This window comes from Paraburkholderia sediminicola, assembly GCF_046030555.1.
In the GTDB taxonomy this organism is placed as follows: Bacteria; Pseudomonadota; Gammaproteobacteria; order Burkholderiales; family Burkholderiaceae; genus Paraburkholderia; species Paraburkholderia sediminicola_E.
This window is the reverse complement of the sequence record NZ_JAQQCH010000004.1, coordinates 180658-199446: the sequence shown is the minus strand read 5'-3', so window position 1 is coordinate 199446 and position 18789 is coordinate 180658. Positions and strand designations below refer to the sequence as shown.

General features: G+C 60.6%; 18 protein-coding genes and 1 pseudogene. 9 read left to right on the top strand and 10 right to left on the bottom strand.

Going from position 1 to position 18789, the window contains the following annotated elements; translation table 11 throughout:
* Positions 1-9: 9 nt before the first annotated feature.
* The 3 genes from PQQ52_RS08465 to PQQ52_RS08455 form a co-directional block, all read right to left on the bottom strand.
* On the bottom strand, positions 10-1065 hold the full coding sequence (locus PQQ52_RS08465) for an alpha/beta hydrolase (protein WP_408209096.1): 1056 nt from the start codon (positions 1063-1065) through the stop codon (positions 10-12).
* 70 nt (positions 1066-1135) lie between these two features.
* Positions 1136-2362, bottom strand: coding sequence for an MFS transporter (locus PQQ52_RS08460; RefSeq protein WP_408209093.1), 1227 nt, complete (start codon positions 2360-2362; stop codon positions 1136-1138).
* Positions 2363-2462: 100 nt separating this feature from the next.
* The gene (locus tag PQQ52_RS08455) at positions 2463-3821 is read right to left on the bottom strand and encodes an MFS transporter (RefSeq protein ID WP_408209092.1); all 1359 of its coding nucleotides are present in this window, start codon (positions 3819-3821) and stop codon (positions 2463-2465) included.
* Positions 3822-4071: 250 nt separating this feature from the next.
* On the opposite strand from PQQ52_RS08455, the gene prpR reads away from it, so the two are divergent.
* Positions 4072-6036 carry a propionate catabolism operon regulatory protein PrpR gene (gene prpR, locus PQQ52_RS08450; RefSeq protein ID WP_408209089.1) on the top strand — a complete coding sequence of 655 codons (1965 nt, stop codon included), beginning with the start codon at positions 4072-4074 and terminating at the stop codon, positions 6034-6036.
* 116 nt (positions 6037-6152) lie between these two features.
* On the opposite strand, the gene PQQ52_RS08445 is transcribed toward prpR, so the two are convergent.
* Both PQQ52_RS08445 and PQQ52_RS08440 read right to left on the bottom strand, forming a co-directional pair.
* Positions 6153-7721 carry a M56 family metallopeptidase gene (locus tag PQQ52_RS08445; protein WP_408209087.1) on the bottom strand — a complete coding sequence of 523 codons (1569 nt, stop codon included), beginning with the start codon at positions 7719-7721 and terminating at the stop codon, positions 6153-6155.
* Between the two features lie 5 nt (positions 7722-7726).
* Positions 7727-8095, bottom strand: a complete 369-nt coding sequence (locus PQQ52_RS08440; RefSeq protein WP_408209085.1) for a BlaI/MecI/CopY family transcriptional regulator — start codon at positions 8093-8095, stop codon at positions 7727-7729.
* Positions 8096-8729: 634 nt separating this feature from the next.
* Between PQQ52_RS08440 and PQQ52_RS08435 the strand changes: the two genes are divergently transcribed.
* Positions 8730-9059 carry a TfoX/Sxy family protein gene (locus tag PQQ52_RS08435; RefSeq protein WP_408209083.1) on the top strand — a complete coding sequence of 110 codons (330 nt, stop codon included), beginning with the start codon at positions 8730-8732 and terminating at the stop codon, positions 9057-9059.
* A gap of 44 nt (positions 9060-9103) precedes the next feature.
* On the opposite strand, the gene PQQ52_RS08430 is transcribed toward PQQ52_RS08435, so the two are convergent.
* The gene (locus PQQ52_RS08430; RefSeq protein WP_408209081.1) at positions 9104-9523 is read right to left on the bottom strand and encodes a winged helix-turn-helix transcriptional regulator; all 420 of its coding nucleotides are present in this window, start codon (positions 9521-9523) and stop codon (positions 9104-9106) included.
* 105 nt (positions 9524-9628) lie between these two features.
* Here PQQ52_RS08430 and PQQ52_RS08425 point away from each other — a divergent pair, with 105 nt between their 5' ends.
* Entirely contained in the window at positions 9629-10513 is an 885-nt protein-coding gene (locus PQQ52_RS08425) for an SDR family oxidoreductase (protein ID WP_408209078.1), read from the top strand.
* An 8-nt stretch (positions 10514-10521) separates the two neighbouring features.
* Here PQQ52_RS08425 and PQQ52_RS08420 read toward each other — a convergent pair whose 3' ends face one another.
* Together PQQ52_RS08420 and PQQ52_RS08415 are read right to left on the bottom strand one after the other, a co-directional pair.
* A complete protein-coding gene (locus PQQ52_RS08420; protein ID WP_408209075.1) occupies positions 10522-11049 on the bottom strand; it encodes a VOC family protein in 528 nt (175 codons plus the stop codon).
* Positions 11050-11161: 112 nt separating this feature from the next.
* Positions 11162-11800, bottom strand: coding sequence for a TetR/AcrR family transcriptional regulator (locus PQQ52_RS08415; RefSeq protein ID WP_408209072.1), 639 nt, complete (start codon positions 11798-11800; stop codon positions 11162-11164).
* Between the two features lie 53 nt (positions 11801-11853).
* On the opposite strand from PQQ52_RS08415, the gene PQQ52_RS08410 reads away from it, so the two are divergent.
* Positions 11854-13401, top strand: a complete 1548-nt coding sequence (locus PQQ52_RS08410) for an FAD-dependent oxidoreductase (RefSeq protein ID WP_408209070.1) — start codon at positions 11854-11856, stop codon at positions 13399-13401.
* Between the two features lie 217 nt (positions 13402-13618).
* Positions 13619-13732: pseudogene (locus PQQ52_RS08405) on the top strand (lipid II flippase family protein); the annotation flags it as partial.
* Between the two features lie 22 nt (positions 13733-13754).
* Here PQQ52_RS08405 and PQQ52_RS08400 read toward each other — a convergent pair.
* Complete coding sequence (locus PQQ52_RS08400; protein ID WP_408209068.1) at positions 13755-14381, bottom strand: TetR/AcrR family transcriptional regulator; 627 nt, start codon at positions 14379-14381, stop codon at positions 13755-13757.
* A gap of 217 nt (positions 14382-14598) precedes the next feature.
* Between PQQ52_RS08400 and PQQ52_RS08395 the strand changes: the two genes are divergently transcribed.
* The gene (locus tag PQQ52_RS08395) at positions 14599-14910 is read left to right on the top strand and encodes an H-NS histone family protein (protein ID WP_408209065.1); all 312 of its coding nucleotides are present in this window, start codon (positions 14599-14601) and stop codon (positions 14908-14910) included.
* 62 nt (positions 14911-14972) lie between these two features.
* Here the strand turns inward: PQQ52_RS08395 and PQQ52_RS08390 are convergent, their stop codons facing one another.
* The gene (locus PQQ52_RS08390) at positions 14973-15890 is read right to left on the bottom strand and encodes an AraC family transcriptional regulator (RefSeq protein WP_408209063.1); all 918 of its coding nucleotides are present in this window, start codon (positions 15888-15890) and stop codon (positions 14973-14975) included.
* A gap of 101 nt (positions 15891-15991) precedes the next feature.
* Here PQQ52_RS08390 and PQQ52_RS08385 point away from each other — a divergent pair, with 101 nt between their 5' ends.
* The 3 genes from PQQ52_RS08385 to PQQ52_RS08375 all read left to right on the top strand — a co-directional run bounded on the left by PQQ52_RS08385 (position 15992) and on the right by PQQ52_RS08375 (position 18698).
* Complete coding sequence (locus tag PQQ52_RS08385; protein WP_408209061.1) at positions 15992-16741, top strand: SDR family oxidoreductase; 750 nt, start codon at positions 15992-15994, stop codon at positions 16739-16741.
* 211 nt (positions 16742-16952) lie between these two features.
* Positions 16953-18035 carry an aldo/keto reductase gene (locus tag PQQ52_RS08380; protein ID WP_408209058.1) on the top strand — a complete coding sequence of 361 codons (1083 nt, stop codon included), beginning with the start codon at positions 16953-16955 and terminating at the stop codon, positions 18033-18035.
* Between the two features lie 291 nt (positions 18036-18326).
* Entirely contained in the window at positions 18327-18698 is a 372-nt protein-coding gene (locus PQQ52_RS08375; protein WP_408209055.1) for a GFA family protein, read from the top strand.
* The last annotated feature ends 91 nt before the right edge of the window (positions 18699-18789 follow it).

The following is an 18789-nucleotide window of genomic DNA, read 5'->3' as shown; positions in this document are numbered from 1 at the left end:
AGCGGCCACCTACCTAACGCAGCGCGCGAGCCAGTCCACGATCAAGGCCGCGACCTCCGGGGCATTGCGGTCGTTCATCGGGAAGTGCGAATTGCCGTGAATGCCGAGGCCCGGCAGATCGAATACGTCGAACGGATTTGCCGGGCCGGCATGGCGCGCCGCGGCGGCGCAGTACGCGTCAGCCATCGCACGATAACTGGACCAGACCGGATGGGGGGAAAGCGGCGCCGGCGGCTCGAAATGGTCGCCCCAGACGATAAGGTGCGGCGCGAGGGCGCGAGTGGGCGCGGCCGGGACACCGCCGGGTTCGATCGCAACGACAGCCGCGACGTGCTGCGCGGAGCGCTGAGCTGCCGCCATGGCGAAGCCACCGCCCTGACTATGGCCGATAACGATGGCGCGGCCGACCCAGGCAAGCAAGGCGTCGTAAGCCTCCAGCGTGAGCGTTTCGTGATCCGGCCAACGTGCCACCCACTGCTGCGAAAAGGCATCGAATGCCTCCACGGGGAACTGCTGGCCGGCGAACGCGCGACGCGAGCGGGGATCGGTCGCGTAACCGCCCACTGGACCCATGCGGAACATATGCCAGGCTTCCTCCCGCGTGCGAAACAGGGGCGGTCCTGCGTAGATCTCGGGAAATCGCGCCCATGAGGCTCGACCGCGCTCCACCGCGTCGCAAACGAGAACGTCGTAGCCCGCTCTGAGCAACAACCACAGCCATCCTACGTGGCCGTCGGCAGTGCTCTCCCAATGGCTGCCTGTCATGCCGCCTCCATGCCAGAGCAGAATGGGCAGCGCATGGCGCGGCGCAGCTAGCCGGTATTCCTGCACGTACATTTGCCCGACGCTGTAGTCACCGTTCGGATCGACCGCCCGCGGTGCGCCGCCCATGACGGTGCGGCGCTGTTCGACGGGCAGCCCCGAGAGCCTGACCGTCTGACCGCCCAGGAAGAAACTGCGGATTGAACGCAATTCAAGCGTGCCAGTAGTCGGATCCGGATCGGCAAAACGGATCGGGGGCGAGTCGATCGGCTGCCGCGGAAGATCGTCAATGGTTGGGCTCATGGTGTGTGTGGGGCTTAAAAATTGACTACGTGGCACACAAGGGCGAATCGTTTCAGGCACTGTGCAAACGTCACACCGCGAGCGCCGCCTCCGGCCGCGTCGGCCAGTCGCGCTTGAGAGCCTGCAGCGCCACGAAACACAATGCGGCCACCAGCAATGCGCCGATCATGAACAGAAAGCCGCCCGTGAACGACGCGGTCGCGCCGACCAGCCAACCCACGATGATTGGCGCAAAGAAGCCGCCGATCTGCCCGCCGCAGTTGACGAAACCCGAGAATGCGCCGCGCAGGTTGCCGGGCGTCAGATCCAGCACGACCGACCACACGGGCCCGAAACCGCCATACAGGAAGAACGCGGCTGCCGACAAACCGACGATGCTCGCCTCCGCCGTCGCAACGTTGTAGGTTACATAGAGGCAGACGGCCGTGCACAGATAGATCGCGGCGATCAGCAGACAGCGATGACGGTACAGCACCTTGCTACCGAGCCAGCCAAACACGAACATGCCGACCGTGCCGGCGAGATACGGCACCGATGCGGCAAAGCCCAGCGCTTTCAGTTCGATGTGACGGCTGAGCGACAGATAACTCGGCATCCAGCCCAGGTAGCCCCAGAACGCGATATTGAACGCCATGTAGGCGACGAAGATGAGCCACGATGTGGGCATACGCGTGACGTCGACAAAGCGGCCGCTTTCGACAGGCGCTTCGGTGCGTTCACCGCTTATAGCCGTATTGCGTAGGCGCGGAATCACGAGAAAGATCAGCAGCGCCATCACGAAGCCGGGCAAGGCGAGCCAGCGGAACATGCCTTGCCAGCCGACGTGCGTCAGGAACCACACAGCGACGGGTGCGATAAACGCGGGCCCGAGTGCAAGCGCCGACAGATACGCGCCGTTCGCGGCCGAGCGTTCGTGCGAAGGGAAATAGTCGCCGATCAACTTAAAGCTCGCGCCGTTCGACAGGCCCTCCGCCGCGCCGAACAGCACCCGCACGATGGCAAGTGCAATGAAGCTCGCGACGAATCCCGTCATACCCGTGAAAACGCTCCACAGAATCGGACTGACGATCAGAAGGCTCTTCGCGCCAAAGCGGTCGGCCAGCGCACCGCCGGGAATCTGCGCCACCGCATAGCCCAGGCTGAACGCGGCCAGTACGACGCCGAAGAGCGCCGGGCGGATCGCTAGCTCTTTCATCATCGTTGGCGCGGCGATCGAGAGATTGATACGGTCCAGGTAGTTGACGAACTGGAGCATCCAGATCATCAGCAAAACCTTGTACTTGTCGCTGGAATTCATACGTCCCCACTGAGATTGGTGTGTACCCCGGCATGTCGTTGGACCGCGGCGGTCTCCACGACGGTTTGCAACGACTGGCTGTAACGAGGTTCTGTCGAGCTCATTCGATTGCGGCTATTTTTCGGGAATGGGTTTCTGGCATCCGTATGTAGACGAGAAGTGATACGGCCGCCCACGCGGTAACGTACCAGTAAAAGTACTGTTCGTGACCACTCGCCTTGAAGCGCAGCGCGACGAACTCCGTCGTGCCGCCGAGAATCGCCGTCGTCAGCGCGTAAGGTAGGCCGACTGCGAGCGCGCGGATTCGCGCCGGAAACAGTTCGGTCTTCGCGAGCATGTGGACCGAGGTGAAGCCGCTCAGCATCACGAGTCCGGCGAACGACAGCAGGAACGCAATGAGCGGATCTTTCGTGTGACTGAGCACCGTGAACAACGGCACCGAGAAGAAAGTGCAGCACACACCGAAAAAGATCAGCACGGGGCGCCGGCCGAATATGTCTGACGCGAGGCCGAACAGTGGTTGTAGCGGCATATACAGCAGCAGAGCGCCTGTGGAGACAAGCGCTGAGGTTTCCTTACTGAGCCCGACCGAATTGACCAGATACTTCTGCATGTACACCGTGTAGGTATAGAAGCCGACGGTGCCGCCAACGGTGATGCCGATTGCAAGCGCGAGCTGCCGCCAGTGCTGAAGCATCTGCTGGCCGACCGACGGCCCCGCTTGCCGCGCGCTCTGCTTGAACGCCTCGGTTTCAGTCACGTTGCGGCGCATGTACAGCGCAAACAGTGCGAGCGCGCCGCCGATCACGAACGGAATGCGCCAGCCCCAACGCTCGATCTGCTGCGACGTGAACAGCACGTTCTGCATCACCAGCATGACCGCGAGCGCGACCAGTTGCCCCGCCACCACGCTAACCTGCAGAAAGCCAAGATAGAAACCGCGGCGGTGCGCCGGAGCGATCTCGCTCAGATAGGTCGCACTGGTGCCATATTCTCCCCCCATGCTCAAGCCTTGCAACAACCGCGCGAGGATCAGCACAACCGGCGCGAACACGCCGATCGTCGCGTAGCCCGGCGTGATCGCGATTATCAGCGAGCCGATGCACATTGCCATGACCGACCAGGTCAACGCCGATTTACGGCCGCGCCGGTCCGCATACAGCCCGATCAGCCAACTGCCGAGCGGTCGCGCCACATAACCCACTGCCGCGATCGCAGCGGTGTTCATCAGCTGCACGGTCGGTTTGTCGCTCGGGAAGAAGGACTTCGCGAAATAGATCGAGAAGATGCTGTACGCAAGAAAGTCGTACCACTCGATCATGTTGCCGGCGAGGCCGCCGACGATCGAGCGGATGCGCACCGGGGCCGGTACGTTTTCTGCGCGCCCGGCATCCCCGGTGCTCGCGAGTGTGGCCGCATTGAGGCCGCGCGTGTCGCCGGGGTTAGGGGTCGTGGTCATGATGTCTCCGTGATTCTATTGGTGTGATCGAGTGGCGTTCAGCTCACTCGTCTTTTGCCGCGTATTCGCGATTGCACCGGGGGCGTCTTGCTTCCATTTGCAGGAAGCGTGCCGATCATCGGAGTTCGCACTTTCTCTTTCAAAAACAGGGGGCTATTGAGAATGGTGTGCCGGAGCGGTTCGTGAGAAGATGTTCCATCTGTTTCGAGGAACGTTTCAACACTGTTCCATCGCTCTTGGAGTCGCCATTGTGCTCACGCTCGTTTCAAACCCGAATTCAAACCTCGACGCCAACCAGAGTCGGCCGGGCATCGCGCTTGTCAGCATCAGCCGGCTGAGAACGCTGTGCGAAACCGTCGCGCCCCGCTATACGGAGCGCGCGAAGTTCTTTTCTGTGCGCGAGGGCTACGGCGCTGCCGTGACCGCGCTGCAGGCCTATGTCGACGCAGGGTCGGTCGACGTCGTGCTTGCCGCCGGCTCGAACGGCGCGTATCTGCGCGACCACCTGAGCGTGCCGGTCGTGATGGTCAAGGTGAACGGCTTTGACGTGCTGAGCGCTATCACCCAGGCCATCTCGACGTGGCCCGGCGCGCCGATCGGCCTCGTTCTGCACGAAGCGGTATCGAAGGAACTGACCGACATTGGCGCGTGGTTGAACGTTGCATTGAAGCAGCGCGCATACCGTTCGATTGACGAGGTCCGGGCGGCAGTCGATACCCTCGCAGCGGAGGGTTGCACGGTCATCATCGGTCCGGGCATGGCGTGCGATCTCGCGCAGCAGGCCGGGCTGCATAGCGTGTTTCTCTATTCGCTTGGCGCCGTCGAGGAAGCTTTCGAGCGCTCCATCGAACTGGCGCGCGTGAGCCGCCAGAAAGAATCCAAGCGCGTGCGGCTCAATACAATCGTCGCGCATCTGCGCGACGGCGTCGCCGCATTCGATGACGCCGGCCAGCTCGAAGCGGTCAATCCGGCGATGCTCGATCTGCTCGGACTCGACCGCGCGCATGATCTGCCGTCGCAACTGGCGAGAGCGGTCGGCCCGCTTCTACGCGAAACGCTCGACACCGGCGTGCCGATCGACGAGCGCATCGAGCAGATTGACGGCCGGGCACTGATCGTCAATTGCGTGCCGATCGTTGAGCATGGCTTACGTTCCGGGTCGGTGGTGACGGTGCAGGACGCACTGGTCGCGCAGCGCATCGACCGCTCGTTGCGCACCAGTCAACGGCCAAAACATCTGGTGGCCCGGCACCGACTCGACGATCTTACCGGCACATCGCCAGCGCTCGAGCGTGTGCGGCGTCTTGCGCGGGCCGGGGCCGCACATGACGCGACCGTGCTGCTCACTGGCGAAAGCGGTACCGGCAAGGAACTGGTCGCGCAGGGCATTCATAACGCGAGCCGCCGGCGCGGCAATCCATTCGTCGCGTTCAATTGCGCGGCGCTGCCGGAAGGGTTGATCGAAAGTGAACTGTTCGGTCACGAGGAGGGGGCGTTCACCGGCGCCCGGCGCGGCGGCAAACCGGGGCTCTTCGAAATCGCGCATACGGGGACGATCTTTCTCGATGAAGTCGGTGAAATGCCGGCGGCGTCGCAAAGCCGGTTGCTGCGCGTGTTACAGGAACGCGAAGTGATGAAACTCGGCTCGGGGCGCGCGACCCCGATCGACGTTCGCGTGATTGCCGCGACGCATCGCGACCTGCATGCACTCGTCGAGCAAGGTGTGTTTCGCGCCGATCTGTATTTCCGGCTTAATCTGTTGCAGATTGAACTGCCGCCATTGCGCGAGCGGCGCGGCGATATACCGGAACTTGCGCGGCATCTGCTCGGGCGCAGCGCAACCCAATACGGGCTGCCTGCCACGGCCGCGGAACGCGTGCTGGAATTTTTGGCGCCGCTGTTCGAACATTACGCCTGGCCTGGTAACGTGCGGGAACTCGAAAACCTGATAGCGCGGGCGGCGATTTATCTGAGCGATGGAACGAGCGGCGCGTGGCAGGATCTGCGGGACGTTTTTCCGGAGCTCGGGCGTATGCATGCGCCGTCTGTCCCGGCAGTGTCCAATGGAAATGCCGCAGGTTTGCCTCCCGTGGCCGTGACCCGAGACGACGTACAACGCGCTCTGGAACAGCACGGCGGTAATCGTGCCGCGGCGAGCCGTGCGCTCGGGATCGGACGTACCACGCTGTGGAGACTGATGAAGACGAGCACGTGACGGTCAAGCGCGTTTTCTGCCAAGGCGATGAAGTCGTGATGCAAAGCTCGCAAGGCTGGTTCCGATTACGCGGTACGTCCCGTGGCAGTTTCAGTCTGTTCGATCCCAGAATCCATTTAGGGGCCTGCTTGTACAAGCAAGCCATCGACAATGCCGTTGTTGCCGAGATGAATGCGCCAGGTGGAAGACCCGGAATCGTGCGTAACCTGATATATGTCCCAACCCTGGTTGCCAACTCCCATAAACCGGACACTTTCAACAGGACCTAATCGATTCAAGCCCTCTTTCAATCCAGGCAGTTGCTCACGCGTAGCCTCCTGTAATTCGGGGGACATCTCCGCATATATCGGGCTCCCCGATTGCAGCCCCCCAATATGGCGGCGGAGTGCAGTTTCAGTTCCCGGAGTGGCAATCTGGCTTTTGACCTTCGCAGCGAGCGTTGCCTCCATTCTCTCGCCCTCGGCAGTATCGATTCGTGGATACGTGGCTTCGCGGCCGTTCTGGTGATGAATCAAGGCACTAACGTGTCCCTGATCGTCAACCACAAATGTATCGGTTGCTTCGACGACCTTTGCAAAAAACTTTGTATCGCTCATTGGATACTTTCCAATCCATCCTTGTCCTGTACGTTGCGACATCAGGTGGTCGCCTTCACGTCGGAATTTCAACACCGTAGTTTCGCTAGCTTTGTATGTGCCCACATATCGATCCAGAATTTCAGCGGGTACCGGCACTTGAGTATGTTCGTTCGAGGCATCGTTCATGATAGGTGGGCTCACTTGTGCGGCCAGGGTGACCAGCGTTATCGACATACATCCAAGGAGTATTGCTACCAGCAATTTCCGCTCAACCGGTTTCCGTAGCATCAGTTTTAGACGTCGCTCCAGGAACGATCGGGACTCGGACATGCCGGCTACAGATCCGACATATCGCGATTGCCGCTCGCCGACTGCGATCAGTGTTTCGCCATAAATAGCAAACTTGTACCCGGCTTCCAGGACTCTAGCGTCGCAGTCGACCTCGATGGCACACCTGAGACGTCGCAACTGCCACCAAAGAGGCAGGTTCCATGGCATAAGCGCGATCAGGCAGAGTGCTACTGTGAGGAGGGCCGGGTCATGGGCATCTATGTGCGAGTTCTCGTGCGCCATGACGGCAGCCTGTTGCTCTGGAGGTGAATCGAGGAGCCAAACTGGAAGAACAATCCGTGGGCGGATCAGGCCGACAACCGCGGGGCCGACGTCGGTCGACAGATACACCAAGACCCCGCAGACGGACACAGTAGTCCATTGCCGTTTGCGCCACTGCAAATGCGTTGCGCTGACCAGCAAAGCCAAAATCATTAATATCGACGCGCCATACCACACGTCCTTGGCATGGAATTGAGCTTGCTGGAACGTTGAGGAGCCACTGTCATGATTCTCGACCCAGACTGCAGGCGATAAATGCGTTGACGTGATCTCATGCAGGGCAATTACGTTTCGGGGTACTGACGGCATTAAGTCCCCGGGGATTTCGATTGAAACCGACGTCATTACCGATGGAATTGCTAGCGATGCAACGATCGCGAGAAGCCAGAACCATCTGCTGGGCGATCGCCGTTGCCGTGCGGAGTGCTCGGCAATGAGTGCGGCCACGGACAAAACCGCCGATACCGACACCGCATAAATCATCCACGTTAGCATCGGGATTACTCCTCGCCAGGTTTCTCTTTCAGTAGCTCACGCATACGACGAATTTCCCTGGGCGTGAGACTCTTGTCAGCCACCAACTGCGCAAACAGCAATTCTGTCGATCCCGCGAATAGCTTGCTCGTGAGGTGTCGCAAGGCACTTTTCCGGGCCGCCTGCTGCTGAACGGCGGCGGCGTAGCGATGTCCTCGCCCCTCTTCCACGTGGGTTACATATCCCTTGCCTTCCAGTGTGCGAAGGATCGTCAAAACCGTGGTGTAGGCAAGGTCATCGGTAAGTCCAGCACGAACCTCACTTACAACTGAAGGACCGCGCTCCCACAGTATTTGCATGACGTCAGCTTCCCGGTCGGTCAGCGAGATGTCCAAAGCGCCTCCTACTAAAGATGTAGTAGATCGTAGGATCGGGACAGGCTGTTGTCAACTATATTTATAGTTGAAGAGCGGGGCGCAAAAGGAAGTGCGATGGGGTCATCGAACGGATTCGGCGTTCGTGGCGATGCCGGTGGTTTACTGCCTGATGGTGTTCAAGCCAGCCTTGTAGGCGATATAAGATGCACGCTTTTCAGGCGCTCAACGGACATTCGCACGTGAGCGTCGCAAGTCCGTAACGGATCGATTGGGTACGATCGTCATTCGTCTGAATCCGCCGCAAATAGCCGTCATTCGCTACACTTGCGAGAATTGGCGACAATATCCGTTAAGCGTTTTCGTTGAACAGGAAATCAACCAGAGTTGCTCGTATGCAACCGACCTTCGACACTCCGCGCCTTTTATTGCAGCCACGGACGCTATTAGATACGGAAGAATGTATTGCGATGGACCGCGACCCGGAGGTAACGCGCTTCGTCGACGGGCCATGGTCTGATCCGCAGGCGCATCGGGCATTCATCGAGGCACGCACACTTGGCCTGAGTAAAGAGCACTCAATCGTGACCACGATAAGATGCACCGCCGCCAACGCTAGCCATCAGTTCTACTCCCGCAACTCCAGGAAAACGAAATGACGCGTGATAGAGGCCTGGAAGAATTATTGAACGACGACTTAAGATCAGAGCCGGATATCACGGAGAAGGCGATGTTCGGTGGATGGGCATGGCTGGTCAATGGGCATCTTCTGTGTGGTGCCCGTGATGATGGAATGTTAGTGCGATTAGGCAAGGGCAAGGAGGGCTGGGCGCTCCAAATTTCAGGCATCGTTCCCATGGTCTCGCGTGCCCGGCGAATGCACGGCTGGGTACGCGCTGCCCCGGAGGTTTACGGTGATGACGCGCTACGCCAGAAACTATTGGATTCGGCTCTCATATTTGTCAGATCCTTGCCCGCGAAATAACGTGATGCTTCCTCTTTGATCGTCGCGGCTCAACTCGACGCCGCTTACGCAGATGCCTTCTCGCCATCAAAATGCAGGCGAGCCGCTGAGACGGCGACATGATTCTCGTCGGCCCACTGAATCAAGACGTTCAACGCCTCGAACATCGACCGACCGAGGTCGGTCAGGCTGTATTCGACGCCCGGTGGCTTCGTAGGAAAGACTTCACGATGTACATAGCCGTCGCGTTGCAACTCATGAAGTGTCTGCGTGAGCATTCGCTGCGAAATGTCCGGTACCAACCGGCGAAGTTCACCGAACCGATGTGGGTGCTCGGCCAGCGCCAACATCAGCAACGAACTCCACCGCCCGCCGATGACATCCATGACGTCGCGCACCGGGCAATTCGCCACCTCACCGTATTTTGTTCGGGCTTCGTCCAGCCGCGTTTTGATAGCGCTAGTCAACGCCTTGGTGGTTCCCATTTGGTAACTATCTCCTGAAAAACTGCCTTCTTTACGGAAGAGCGTAAACACCTGATTATCGAGTTACTCTCAAAACGAGAGTAACACTCAGAATGAGGCCAGTCCATGAGCGATACCATTTTCGTCACCGGTGCATCCGGTCAACTCGGTCAACTTGTTATCAGGCATCTGCTTGCGCGCGGCGTGACGCACAACCGCATCATCGCCGGCACCCGCAGCCCCGAAAAGCTGGCTGGCCTTGCGGCATCGGGCATTGAGGTTCGCAAGGCGGACTTCGAAGACCCGGAAGGCCTGACCGAAGCTTTCAAAGGGGTCGGTACTGCCCTCATCATTTCAACAGATGCCGTGGATGGGGCCGACAGACGATTGAAGCAGCATCGCAATGCGGTATTGTCAGCCGCCGAGGCAGATGTGAAGCGACTCGCCTATACGTCGATGCCCAACCCGGCCAGTTCGCTTCTGACCTTCGCACCGGACCATCTGGAAACTGAGCGGACCATCAAGGCCACCGGTTTGCCGCACGTGATTTTCCGAAACGGTTGGTATCACGAGAATCTGCTCATGTCGCTTCCTGATGCGCTGAAAAGCGGGCAATGGCATTCGGCAACTGAAGGTGGAAGAACGTCGTGCGCCGGGCGAGAGGAGATCGCGGAAGCGATTGCTGCAGCGCTGGCTACGTCAACCTCCGATAGCCGGACCTACACGCTCACTGGCGCCGAGGCGCTGTCCAACGAAGAAATCGCAGACCTCGCTCGCCGTGCTACAGGCAAGCCTCTTGCCGTCGTCCACGTGACTGACGAGCAATTCGTCACAGGGCTGAAAGCGGCTGGTGTTCCTGACGTATTTGTTTCTCTATTGGTGTCAATTGAGGCGGAGGTTCGGGCCGGCAATCTTTCCATCGTCACGGACCATCTCGAATCGCTTATCGCCCGCACCCCGAAGCGGCTTGCGGATTATCTGGAAGAGGCCAAGGCCAGCTATACAGCTTGAGGATATTTCTATCCGTCGTGGGCCAACCTTGAACGGATCTCGGCAGCCGACAGGTCGCGCTGATGGGTGGCAATTTGCCATGTGTTTCCCCATGGATCGCTTACCATCGCTCGCCTGTCGCCGTATGGCATGTCGGCCGGAACTTCGAACGAGATCGCATTCGCCGCAATCGCTCGCAGGTAGGTCGAATCGGTGTCCTCAACGTAGACATACAGAAACGCCGGCATCGGATCGCGAAGGCCGTCTCCGCCGCTAACCATCACCATGGAATCGCCGATCATGATTTCGGCAGGCAGCCCGTGACGGAATTCGCCCTGTGCCTGAAACACCATCTTGATGAAGGTGATCAGGTTTTCCGGGTCCCGTACGACGATTCGGGGCGTGACGGTATGCCATCCATCAGGTTGAAATTTAGCCATGTTGCGCAGCCTCGGAAGAGATTCGCAAGGGGCATTGTCCCCCGAGCGCTGGATGTCCGCAAAGGGGCGACATGAGCCGGTTGCGTCGGATCGCAACCGGCCATCGACGAGACGCATCGAGCATGAGCTGTAGGTCGTTGAAGGTCAGCGGTCCCTTCACTTTGACCTCGAACGGGCGACCCTCTTCTTCGAACTCCCAGGCGTATGTGGTCTCGGTAGTGACCGCTGCTCAGGCGTACGGCGTGCCCGCCATTGCAGCTTTTAGGCCAAGGGTCCCCCTATCAACAATCGCGAGAAAGGCGGCTTTCGCTTTCTCTGTATCGTGCGTCTGTCGAAAGGTCCGGTGGGCCTGGATGAGCGCCACGGCCCACGTCGCCAGGAGCAGATCGGCCGCCAGATGGGCGTCGGGATCGGCAGGTTTTCGCCCCACGCATTCGGCTAGCGCCACCGTTACGACTTGCGCGATCTCGTCGCGTATCGCTCTCGCCCGAGCCTTGAGGGTTTCGCTGCCCTCGATCGTCTCTATGAAGCCCTGGCTCCCAGCAGAAAATCTGACGTAAGGGCTTTGTTCCGTAACCAGCCGATGCGCGAGCAGACGTAAGGTCTCGATCGGCGCGACGCCGGGATCGCGCTGCCGCAAGGCTTCGCGCAGCATCTCGCGACCTTCTTCGTCGCGATCAAAGAACATGTCCTCCTTACGGGGGAAGTGATTGAACACGGTCATCCGACCGACGTCGGCGGCTGCCGCGATCTCGTCCACCGTCACGTTATCGAAGCCTCGCTCCAGGAAGAGGCGCGTGGCGGAATTGGAGATACCTTCACGCGTGGCGAGGCGTTTTCGGGAGCGGCGGTCGGGTGGCGTTGACATGGTGCTATCTTATCGTATATTTTATGTACGGAGTACACATTTGGACTTGGTATATGAAAGAATCGATCGATGTTGTAGTTGTAGTTGTAGGCGCCGGGCCGGTCGGACTTCTGACCGCCATTGAACTGGCGTTGGGCGGCGTGCGCGTCGTCGTGCTGGAGCGTCTGGCCGCCGCGAGTATGGCCATGAAGGCGATGTCGGTAGGACCGCTTGGAATCGAAGCGTTGAAACGTCGCGGGATGGCTGCGGCCCTGACCGCCGCAGAGGCGCGCAGCCTCGCGGCGATGGATGAGTTCACCAGGCAGACCGGCGCGCAATTGCGTGGTCCGGCATCGAAGTACAGTGGTCATTTCGGCGGTCTGTCTCTGATCCGAAAGGACGCGCAGAAAGAGCCGGAACGGCGTCCCCGTCTGGTGCGTCAGCATGACGTCGAAGTCATGCTGGCCGATCGCGCGCGTGCTCTTGGGGTCGAGGTACGCCGCGAGTGCGACGTCACGAGCTTCGTCCAGCAGGTGGACGGCGTCGACCTGGAGTGGACCTCTCCGACAGGCGGAGGCCGCATCCGCTGCGCCTACCTCGTTGGTTGCGACGGCGGGCGCAGCCTCATCCGCAAGATGGCCGGCTTTGAATTTCCCGGCACGGATCCCACGTCGACGTTCTACCAGGTCGTCGCGGAGATCGACCATCCCGAGCGCCTGTTGCCTGTTGGTTGGAATCGCACATCGGGTGGCGTGTTCTGCTACGGGCCCGTCCCCGGTCGATTGTTCATGCTGGACTTCATCGGTCCGCCGAAAGATCGGCAGGCTCCGGTTACACGCGAAGAAATCGAGGCCGTACTACGCCGCATCAGCGGCGCGGATGTCCGGGTGAAAGCACTCGAAAGCGGAAGCCGGTGGGCGGACAACACGCGGCTTGTCGATACGTACCGGCGAGGCAGAGTGCTGCTTGCCGGTGATGCGGCGCATGTTCACTCGCCGTTCGGTGGTCAGGGCCTGAACCTCGGACTCGCGGACGCTGCCAACCTCGGTTGGAAGCTCGCCACGGTCATTCGCGGCGAGATGCCGGAGAGTCTGCTCGACACCTACACGGTCGAACGGCGGCCGGTCGCCAAAGCCGTTCTGGCCAACACCCTTGCCCAGATCGCCCTGCTGCGGCCCGATCCACAATCGGGTGCGATGCGGGACCTCGTGGCGAACCTCATGCAATTCGACAACGTCAATCGGCTCATCGGCGAGATGATGAGCGGTCTTTCCACTCGCTACGATCTGGGTTCGGAGTTGGACGACGTGGGGCGGCTGATTGGCGACAAGGCGATCAGCCACGGCGATGCTGACGTCTCGCTCTACGATGTGATGCAGGATGGCGTGGGCGTTCTTCTCGACGCCTCAACCGACGGGAAGGCTTCCCGGCTCGTCGCAGCCACGACGCAGCGGATACGTTGCGTCGCCGTCGATACAGGGCCTTCGATGCTGATCCGTCCCGATGCCTGCATTGCCTGGACCGGCGAGGAGAACAGCACGGACGGATTGGAGGAAGCACTGCGTCACTGGTTGTTCGTCGAACAGAGCGATCTCAAGTGTTTTGCCGGTCAACGATCTTAACGCCAGTGTCCGCCCTTACGCCGAGCCGTTCGCAATCCGATCGCGATTCGTCCGCAAAGCGGCTGAGCAATGCTTCAGCCGCTTTCCGCCCGATCGTTGCCCCGTCGATGCGAACAGCCGACAAAGCGGGATAGACGTGCGCGGCTCCCTTTGCGACAGAACGTTACCCAACTGGCAACTGGAGCAGGCGTGTCCTGGGCCGTCATAGCGCTGAACGTTCTTGCGCGCGATCACCACCCTCGTGGGCGCGCGCGTTCTCGGAACGCTATGCGCGCAGGCGGTGCTCGTGCCAGCGGCTTTGATCATTGTTCGCGTCGCGGAACTTATCTAGTTATCTTCCGCAACATCGCAGATCAGCGCACACGCGGCGCCGCGGCTAACAAGCCGCGCAGGTACACCATAATCATGTGTCCAATGGGCACCTCGGACAGCATCGACTGCTGCAGTGCGAGGCCTTGCGAGAGCCCCATGAAGGACGCGGCCAAGACGGTCGGCGATTCGGGCGGCACTTTTTCCAGCCTGGTGAAAATCTGCCCGATGCAATATGCGAGACCGTCACGGTGGGCGTCCAGCAACGCCTGTGAGGCTGTTGCAAAAACGGGGTTGCGGCGCCCCTGAAGCTTGAATTCAACGCCCAACACAGACCACTCCGGCTCGGCATCAAGTGTCTGAGCCCAGATCTCCAACGCGCTCAATATGTCGTCCGCCGACGCAGATGGGTCACTCAACGCCCGGGCAATGTCGGTCACCTGCGTCTTCGACCGCTCTCGCATCAGTTCCACAAACAGCTTTTCTTTGCTCGCGAAATTCGAATAGAAAGCACCCTGCGTATAACCTGCCTCGGCCGCAATATCCCTGAGAGACGTGGCGCCGAAACCTCTCTCGACAAACAGCCGCTTGGCCGCAGCAAGCAAATGGGCCCGGGTCTGCAATCGACTCTCTTCGCGGCTCAGCCGCGGGGGTTTGGTCGCCGTGTTCATGGCCGGAAGGATATCAGTTGATATTTAAAATTCAACTGGATATTATTACGATTGCATTTCATATCTCACTTGATATGCGAAAGTGTAAGGCGTGGGCTGTGCCTCTGAGGGTTCTTACGGAACAGGATGAGGGCGTGCCTGCGAAGTCAGCGCGGGATGCAACCGCAAAGACCGGGGCGCGATGCAACAACCTGGTCATGTACTACGGAAAGAGAGCATGAGCAGCAGGGTAAAGATGTTGAAGCAGCAACTCGCGCAACTCGATGAGCGGATATCAGCCGCCTGGCAGCAGGAGCAGAAAGCTGCTATCGAACACGTCCGGCAGGTCATGAATTTTTTCAACCTTGTGCCGAACCAGTTACGAATCGACCGGCGAGGCACATACAACACCAAACCGATTCGGATGAAGTATCAGGACCCCATCACCGGGGCGACCTGGAGCGGCCGGGGGCGCGCGCCGTCCTGGATCCGGAACCGGAGCTACAACGATTTCCTGGTTAAGCGGCCCGGCGACGCCGGATCGGACTAGGGTCCGTTGATATTTGAGCGAGTGCGCACGTCCAAATCTGAGAACAGCCTCGTTGCGTCGTCTTACGCGCCGTTCGCGGCCGCCTGTTCCTCGCGCGCGTACTGCGTGGGGGGCCGGCCGACGTGCCGTGTGAAGGCGACGCTGAAGGTGCTGGCGGAGCTGTAGCCGACGCGTTGCGCAATCTCTGCGACACGCCCTTCGTTGCGGCGTAGCAGGTCCTTCGCAAGGGCCATGCGCCACGTGAGCAGATATTCCATCGGCGCGACGCCGACCGCGCGGCTGAAGCGCTCGAAAAAGGTCGAGCGCGAGAGCGCGGCCTCCTTCGCGAGCTCAGCAACTGTCCACGCACGCGTCGGGTGTTCGTGCATTGTGCGGATCGCGGCCGCGAGGCGGCCGTCGGCCAGCCCGCGCACCAGCCCCGGTGATGCGCTCGTTCCTGCCGTGGACCGCAGCGCCTCGATCAGCAGCACTTCCAGCAGTCTTGAGAGCACGACCTCGCGCGCGGGCCGCTGCTCGCGCGTTTCCTCTCGCACAAGTTGCACGAGCGTGGCCAGCCGCTGTTCGCCGCGGACATGCACAAATTGCGGCAGCAGCGAGACCAGCAAGGTCGCATCCGGTGAACCGAAGCTGCAGTGGCCCGCCACCATTCGTAAGTCGATCGGGCTTTCCTGGGCGCCGATTCTGAATTCACCGTTGCCCAGCGCGATCGGCGGCGCCGTCTTGACGCCCGGCGGTGGCAGCTCGAGGCTGGACATCGCGACGCCGTAGGCCGCAGGAATCAGGACGAAGTCACCCGAAAGCAGCTCGACGGGATCGTGTCCGTCGATCGCGAGGCGGCACCCGCCCTCGAGGATGACGCAGTAGAACGGCTGGCCGGCATCCGAGCGACTGATGCGCCAGGGGCTGGCGCCGTGGACGAGTTTGGAAAACCGGGCATTCGGCTGCAGCAGCGTCACGACTTCGGCCAACGGATCGATCATCGCCGGACTCTCGCAAATGAAATTCGGATGATTGATTGTAGCAAGTACGGTCTTGGCGATCTATCTTATGGGCACACGCCAACCAACAGATAGGAATTTCCGTGAAAACTGTTCTGATCACTGGCTGCTCTTCCGGATTCGGCCTTGAGACCGCGCGCTTCTTTCTGGCACGCGACTGGCAGGTCATCGCCACGATGCGCACGCCACGTGCCGACGTGCTGCCGCCTTCAGCCCACTTGCGCGTGCTGGCGCTCGACGTCACCGATCCGGAGAGCGTTCGCGCGGCTGTCGAGGCCGCAGGCCCGATCGACGTCCTCGTCAACAACGCGGGCTTCGGCGCGGCTTCGCCTGGCGAACTCGTTCCGATCGCGACGGTGCGCGAGCTTTTCGAGACCAACACCATCGGCACGATTGCATTGACGCAAGCAGTATTACCGCAATTTCGGCAGCGCAAGGCCGGCGTCGTCGTGAACGTTACGTCGAGCGTGACGCTGAAGGCACTCCCCCTGCTCGCTGCGTATCGCGCGAGCAAGGCTGCGGTGAACGCATTCACCGAATCGATTGCGCTGGAGCTCGAGCCGTTCGGCGTGCGGGTGCGCCTGGTGCTGCCGGGCCGTGCGCCCGAGACCCGCTTCGGCGACAACGCGCGTGCCCATATGCACGGTTTCGACCACGAAGCCTATGCCGATCTCGTCAAGAGTGTGCTCGCTAGCTTTGCGGATACGTCGTCCCCGGTCACCCGGGCACAGGACGTCGCCGAAGCCGTATGGCGCGCGGCAACCGACCCCTCATCGCCGATGCGCATCCCGGCCGGCGCCGACGCCGAAGCATGGGCGGCCGAGGTTCGTTGACCGACCCGCGCCACCGCCGTGAACTGAAATCGGAAATGGCTTCTGCACTCAAACGTATCCTGGCCGGCCGTGAAAGCGCGAGCGGATCTGCCCGAATCCGCTCAATCCGAGAGGATTGTGCAAGAGCTTGCGAGTTTCGGTCTACCGCTCCGCACTCGCGCGATGGTCTCATGGGAGTTAGCCAGTCGGCTCATTTTCCAGGAGAAACATTATGTCGCTCGATTCATACGTCACGCTCGGATCCTCTGGTTTGCGCGTGAGTCCCTTTTGTCTTGGGACGATGACCTTCGGTGAAGACTGGGGCTGGGGCACGAGTCCCGCAGAATCCGAAGCCATACTCTCGGAGTACCTGGAGCGTGGTGGGAATTTCATCGATACCGCCAACATCTATACGTTGGGCCATTCGGAAAAAATCATCGGAGACTTCTTTGCGGCGCGCAAGGACCGCCGCCATCGCAGCGTCATTGCGACGAAGTTTGTCGGCAACCTGCACGTTGGCGATCCGAATGGCGGAGGCGCCGGACGCAAGGCGATCGTCGAACAATGCGAAGCGTCGCTACGCCGGCTGCAGACGGATTACATCGACCTCTACTGGATTCACAACTGGGACAGGAACACACCGATCGACGAGACGATGCGCGCGCTCGACGACCTGGTCGCCTCCGGCAAGATTCGTTACATTGGGATCTCCGACACGCCAGCCTGGAAGGTCGCGCAAGCGCAGACCATGGCGCAGTTTCGCGGCTGGAACGGGATCATTGCGATGCAAGTCGAGTATTCGCTGCTCGAGCGGACGGCCGAAGGCGAACTGATACCGATGGCCGAAGAATTCGGCATTGGCGGCATGCCGTGGAGTCCGCTGAAGAACGGCTGGTTGTCGGGCAAATACACGCGCGAAAACACTCAAGCCGTGAAGTCCGAACGCTCGGCGCTTGTCGGTGTGCCGGGCGACAAGGAGTTTCCGGTGATCGACGTGCTTGTGGCGGTCGCGGCCGAACTTCAGGTGAGCCCCGCTGCGGTCGCGCTCGCATGGGTTCACAACCGGCGCGGCGTGACCTCGACGATCATCGGCGCACGGCGTATCGATCAACTGCGGACCAACTTGAGTGCACTGGACCTCGAGCTCACCGCTGCGCAGATCGCGATGCTCGACGAAGTGTCGAAGCCCGCGCTCAACTTCCCCGCGGACATCAACGCTCACCTTTCGCCGAATTTTATCTTCGCCGGCGCCACGGTCGACGGACAGGTGACGCAAGCATTGCCCCTGGTCACCGCAAGCAACGTTCGGTACTGACGCGGAAGGACAATCGAAGAAGCGAACAGGGCGACGGTAGCGGCGGTTTTGCGTCGGGAGAGCATGTCAGAGTCCTTTCATGAAAGGGACGATCCGGGTGCAGGCCAGGACGCCATGGCGGGCAGCCCGCGGTGAGCATGGCTGCATTGGAACGCCCGTTCATATCTGACTTGTGTCGCCGGGGCGGCGTGGGTGCAATGTTTTGTGTCCGTGGAATACCCAGATACATTGCGATACAAAGCGTCGCGCGTACTGGGCTATAAAGCAGCCATGCCTACCGCGGAGCACCCCATGAGCACCGAACTGCTGCAAGGATCCTGTCATTGCGGGACCGTGAAATTTGAAGTCCGTACCGACGTCCTGCCGGCTGCGCGTTGCAATTGCAGCCTGTGCCGGCGCAAGGGCGCACTGATGACGCCACCGTTTGCCGCGAGCGAACTGAAGATCCTGCAAGGCGAGGAAGCGCTGACGCTCTACCAGTTCAATACGCGCACGGCAAAGCATTACTTCTGCAAGCATTGCGGCATTTATCCGTTCCACCAGACGCGTAGGGATCCACAGTTGTGGCGGGTCAACATCGGTTGCCTGGAGGGCGTCGACCCGTATACGCTGGAGGCCACTGTTGCCAATGGCGCCAGCCTGTCCATCGTGGAGGACGCATGAGACGGTTCATGGCGATTCTCGCCTTCCTGGCGGGCGGCTTGGCAGCGGAACTGGCGCACCCCGTGCACTGTTCGCTGGTCAACGTGAACCG